This window comes from Blastomonas natatoria, assembly GCF_003201955.1.
Lineage (GTDB): Bacteria > Pseudomonadota > Alphaproteobacteria > Sphingomonadales > Sphingomonadaceae > Blastomonas > Blastomonas natatoria.
Genome location: NZ_QJJM01000042.1, coordinates 1 through 3,631, shown reverse-complemented (window position 1 = coordinate 3,631; position 3,631 = coordinate 1). Strand labels below are relative to the sequence as shown.

Here is a 3,631-nt window from a genome sequence, read left to right as displayed (position 1 = left end):
GACCGAGACGCTCGCCAAGCTTGCCGATGGTCATCCCGCAAACAGCGTCGGCGACCTCATGCCTTGGATCGACGTGGGCTGAAAACACCGCTTACCGATCAGCGTATCATAGGCTTTGCAATCGGCCGCTTCGCCGACCGTCAGGTGGAAGGCGAGTGGTCGTCTTCGTGCATCAACCAGGCAGTGAAGTTTACTGGTGAACCCGCCCCGCGAGCGGCCAAGAGCGCGTCGATCAGCCCCCCTTTTCCGCCCGCTGCCGAGATGTGGGCGTGAACCGTGGTGCTATCGATGCTGTAATGCCCGCTGTCTGCCATGATCTCGGCCAGCGTGACCGATACTGCTTCCCAGACCCCGGCCTCACTCCAACGACGAAAGCGACGGTAGATCGTGTTCCAGTTGCCGTATTTGACTGGGACATCGCGCCAAGGGGTGCCGCAGCGAAGCCGCCAGAGAATACCATTGATGATCGAACGGTTCTCTTCCGGCGGTCGCCCACGTCCTCGATTTGCCGCTGCAATCGGGAGCAAATCCCTCAAAACGAGCCATTCTGCTTCGCTCAGATCACCCCGGCTCAACCCTGCCTCCAAAAGGAAGCCTTGAACCAACCACCGAGTCTCGCGTCAACCAATTTGTCCACGCCGCCTACGCATATTGCGCTATGACAAGACGGCTTTTGATGGGATATCGAGCGAAGCAGACGAACATGAGCAAGGCGAGGCAGTCGGCACCGATGGCTATCAGGACAATGACTGAGCATCCGCGCCGTGGTTCCACAGGTGCCCTGCGAAACACGAGGGCTAACCCGTGCGCTTGCTGATCGTGGAAGACAATAAACGCCTCGCCGGTCTGATCGCACAAGGTCTGCGTTGGCAGGGCTTTTCCTTCGACGTTGCCTCGGATATGGCGACGGCGGATGCGTGCCTGGAAAGCCTACCTTTCGATGCTGTCATTCTTGACCTTGGCCTGCCCGATGAGAACGGCATAACATGGCTGCAGCATCAGCGCAGCCCGCGCCAGCTGATTCCCGCACTGATGCTGACTGCCCGTGACGGGCTGGAAGACCGCATCGCGGGGCTTGATTCAGGTGCGGATGACAATCTGGTCAAGCCGGTGGATATTGAGGAATTGGCGGCGAGAGTTCGCGCTTTGCTGCGCAGGCCGGGGCCACGCGCAGCGACAATGCTGGAAGCCGGGTCGCTCATTTTTGATCCGGTCAGCCGTGAGGCCCACTGCTCCGAGCGGGTCCTTGATCTGTCCTGCCGTGAGACTGACCTGCTGGAACTGCTGATGCGCCGACTAGGCACAGTTGTGGTGCGCGATACGATCGAGACCACGCTATACAGCTTCAACGAGCCGGTGACCCCGAATGCCGTCGAGGCCACCGTATCGCGTCTGCGCCGCGAGCTGGACGAGGCAGGGCTTGCCGGGCAGCTGCAGACGGTGCGCGGTGTTGGCTACATGCTGCGGAGCAACTGAATGGCACATCAACCCACGTCGATTTTCAATTCTCTGGCGCGCGGCCTTGCGGTGGTCGGGCTTGGCGGCACGGTATTCCTGCTGGTTGCCGTGCTCATCGAATACCGGATCAGCTTTGCCGAGATGGCAACGGCAGATGCGTTGAAGGCTGCGCTACACGAAATGGTCGAACACGTGCTGTTGCCTGTTGTCGCACTGGTCGTGCCGATGACTGTGGCAGTCCTGTTCGTCATGCGGCGGGCGTTCAAACCGTTGACGAATGCAACGGACCAGCTGAACGCCATTACGGGGCGCGACCGCAACATCCGCATCGATGATGGTGAGCTGCCGACCGAAATCCGGCCGTTCACCGTGGCGGTCAACACCCTGCTCGGAAGGCTGGAGCAATCGGCGATGCACCAGGAAGCGTTCGCCGCCGATGTCGCGCACGAATTGCGTACCCCACTGGCAGCGATGATGCTGGAACTCGATGGCATGACGGATCCCGCCGCGGCGCGTTTGAAAGGCGATGTCGCTGCCATGCGGCGGCTGATCGACCAGTTGATGTTGCTGGCGCAGATGGATGCGCAGGAGGCCGCAGCCACTGCGACCGACGATATCGATCTGTCTGACATCGCCAGAGATGTCGTTGCAAGATGTGCTCCGGCAGTGATTGCGCAAGGCCGCAGCATTGAGCTGGTGAGTGAAGGCCAAACGGTATCCGTCCTCGGGCGGCGCGAGGCGATTGCAGCGGCATTGCGCAACCTCATCGACAATGCTGTCCGGGTCACGCCGGATGGCGGCACCGTTCATGTGGTGCTGGACGGCACGCCTGCAATCCGCGTCACCGACGGCGGCCCAGGCCTGTCGCAGGAACAGCTTGCCCAGCTGATCCAACGCAACCGACGCGCCGACCACGCCAGCCCGGATGGCGCCGGCCTGGGTCTCGCCATCGTCGACCGTATCATGCAGGTGCACGGCGGCGCGATCCGCACTGATCCTCAGAACAGCGTGCTGATCCTCGACTTCAGCCGATAGATCGCTCCGTCAGGTTGCTGTCAGCTTCGGCTGGCAGGGACCGGGGATGAACAGGCAACAGATCATCACGACCGGCGCAATCTTGCGGGTGTACGTCATCCAGGGCGACATGGTCGGGCAGGGCAGCCGCTCGTCACAGTCAAGAGCCGTGAACCGCTGCAATATGGTGCTGAGTTGGCGCGCGCGCAGGAGGCGAGGTCACACTGCGCGCGCCGATCTCAGACCGTGTTGCCACGGTAGCCGCGCAGGTCGGCGGCCCGGTCATAGCGGCATCAATACCCTTCGTGATTGAAAACAGCACCGCTTTCAAGCACGGTCTGCAATTGCCCGAGCCGCTGGCGGGTCAGGTGCGTCCCGGCATGAGCATCGCTCGACCGTGCAATCAGGTCCGTTCTGGTCAAGGTGCGGATTGATGGCGCTCCCGCGCTGAAAGTTGTGGGCAGTTCTTATGGCGCAGTCTTTGTCACCATTGCCCTCAAGCCTGGAGAACAGGTTGCCGCATCAGGGGTAAGCAAACTCAAGATATTGCTGACCGCCAGCTGATCTTCATACTTTCGGAATAATGAAAACTATCGCCATCTTGATCAGCGGATCAAGGTCACTCACCGTGCCATCATTCACGAATCACTCGAGCGCGGTCAACTACGTAACAATGTCTCGAGCATCCTTCAGCGGAATATTGACGATGGCTCCTGTTCGGTCATGATTGAGTGCGTTCCCTGGTGTCACGCGGAACCGGTCTTTGGGCCCCTTAGAAGCCTGAACATGTCGATGAGAACAGAAGTGGGGATCAGGCTGTGGTCTTCTGGATCCGGTCACAGCCGAGCCGCAAGGGGCCGCGGTAGAGCGTCAACACCCTTTGAGGCAGGCAATTGCGGGTCATTGGGAAAGAGATCGGCCTGTAACGGCTTGTCTTTGGGTCGTGACGATATTTTTTACGTCCGATGACGGCTGTGTTTCTCCATGCGACGAACCGGACTTGCCTGTTTCCTAAACTCCTGTTAATGCGCGCCGCATGCGGTGCCTGATGAATTTCCTTGCGTTGTCCCCCGTCAGCACCAATGGCACAGATTTGAGGTTGTGATTTAAGGAGGGTTGGGGCTTCGTCGTAGTGACGAAGGAACGAAGATGAAGACCC

At 60.0% G+C, this 3,631-nt stretch carries 4 protein-coding genes; 2 read left to right on the top strand and 2 right to left on the bottom strand.

Annotated elements, in window-relative coordinates; genetic code table 11:
• Positions 1-140: 140 nt before the first annotated feature.
• Positions 141-575 carry an IS5 family transposase gene (locus C7451_RS19585; protein WP_208625262.1) on the bottom strand — a complete coding sequence of 145 codons (435 nt, stop codon included), beginning with the start codon at positions 573-575 and terminating at the stop codon, positions 141-143.
• 229 nt (positions 576-804) lie between these two features.
• On the opposite strand from C7451_RS19585, the gene C7451_RS19580 reads away from it, so the two are divergent.
• Together C7451_RS19580 and C7451_RS19575 are read left to right on the top strand one after the other, a co-directional pair.
• The gene (locus C7451_RS19580) at positions 805-1,476 is read left to right on the top strand and encodes a response regulator (protein ID WP_110300471.1); all 672 of its coding nucleotides are present in this window, start codon (positions 805-807) and stop codon (positions 1,474-1,476) included.
• Positions 1,477-1,638: 162 nt separating this feature from the next.
• Positions 1,639-2,493, top strand: coding sequence for a sensor histidine kinase (locus tag C7451_RS19575; protein ID WP_341866659.1), 855 nt, complete (start codon positions 1,639-1,641; stop codon positions 2,491-2,493).
• A gap of 790 nt (positions 2,494-3,283) precedes the next feature.
• Here C7451_RS19575 and C7451_RS20150 read toward each other — a convergent pair.
• On the bottom strand, positions 3,284-3,631 hold a 348-nt coding region (locus C7451_RS20150), incomplete at its 5' end, for a hypothetical protein (protein WP_208625261.1).